Source organism: Xenorhabdus japonica, from assembly GCF_900115195.1.
Taxonomy (GTDB): domain Bacteria; phylum Pseudomonadota; class Gammaproteobacteria; order Enterobacterales; family Enterobacteriaceae; genus Xenorhabdus; species Xenorhabdus japonica.
The window spans coordinates 1-1,104 of record NZ_FOVO01000092.1 but is presented as its reverse complement, the minus strand read 5'-3'; the positions used below and the strand labels follow the sequence as shown (position 1 = coordinate 1,104).

The window sequence follows — 1,104 nt, the reverse complement described above, 5'->3', positions numbered from 1 at the left end:
TATAGGCCATAGCGCATTTTCCTTTGGCGAGAAAGATGCCTACTATAGCAACTGACCACCTTTTTCAGAAATTGCACCTATCATGCGAATCCAAGTATTAATAAGAAGTACTCCAAAAACCCCAGTACAAGGCGGCGGAGGTAAACGTCCTAGATGGATTGGTGATAAAGGACGTAGAATTTACGAATGGGATTCAAAACATAGTGAACTGGAGGGTTATCGAGCTAGTAATGGTCAACATATAGGTTCATTTGACCCAAAAACTGGTAATCAATTGAAACCAGCAGACCCAACACGTAATATCAAAAAATATCGTTAAGAGAGAAAAATAATGGGAATTAAATTTAACTTGGTTTGAAAAAACAAGTGAAGAATTCGTTGGTGAGGAATATTCACAAGATCTGGGATATGACAATTCCATTATTGAAAGATGTGGCCTCCCTTTGAAAGGCACATTGAATAATGGTGAATTTGATGTATTAGGTGAATGGATACCAGTTTTACAATCTCATTTTAAGCACTTAATTGATTCTAATAAATATAATTATTTCATTTCTTTCGATTATAAATAATAGCACTTTTGAGGCGTGAGAATTCATTTCGATAACTGTCTGAATGAACATAATCAATTTATACGAAAAACTACCACTGTATTAATGAAAAGATTTGTAAATATTTTATCCTCATGTTTCCACCTGTTTAGCTCTCATTCCATGAGAGCTTTTTTATTATTTTTCAGAGTATTAACTGGTTGCTGCTGATATATGCAGAGGCACCATGAAAAATTACCAATCGCTTGAAGCGCCACCACCGCTACTGCTACCACCGCCACCGGAAAAGCTATCATCATCGTTATCACTTTTTGTACGATCAGAGCCTGAACCACCAAACAAGCCGCCAAAAAGGCTGCCAAATAGGCTTTTCAATAATGACAATACCGAAGAGATCACAAAAAACACTAGATGGTATCGTCATGAGAAATTTCGTGCAATAATGATGCCCCATCATTCTAGGGCAAACGGGTCTAAATTGAACAGTTAGTTCAGTGATGTGCCTTCAGTACATAAAGGTAGGAACATTGATGATCGTTTGTGATTTACAATC

Annotated in this window: 2 protein-coding genes and 1 pseudogene; 2 read left to right on the top strand and 1 reads right to left on the bottom strand. The window is 36.7% G+C overall.

The genetic code is table 11. The features are described from left to right. The first annotated feature begins 82 nt into the window (after positions 1–82). Entirely contained in the window at positions 83–319 is a 237-nt protein-coding gene (locus tag BM135_RS16445; protein WP_217644313.1) for a colicin E3/pyocin S6 family cytotoxin, read from the top strand. Between the two features lie 28 nt (positions 320–347). Further along, positions 348–572 (top strand): annotated as a pseudogene (locus BM135_RS16440) (colicin E3-like toxin immunity protein); the annotation flags it as partial. Between the two features lie 213 nt (positions 573–785). On the opposite strand, the gene BM135_RS17140 reads toward BM135_RS16440, so the two are convergent. Further along, positions 786–959, bottom strand: a complete 174-nt coding sequence (locus tag BM135_RS17140) for a hypothetical protein (protein ID WP_217644312.1) — start codon at positions 957–959, stop codon at positions 786–788. Between the last annotated feature and the right edge of the window lie 145 nt (positions 960–1,104).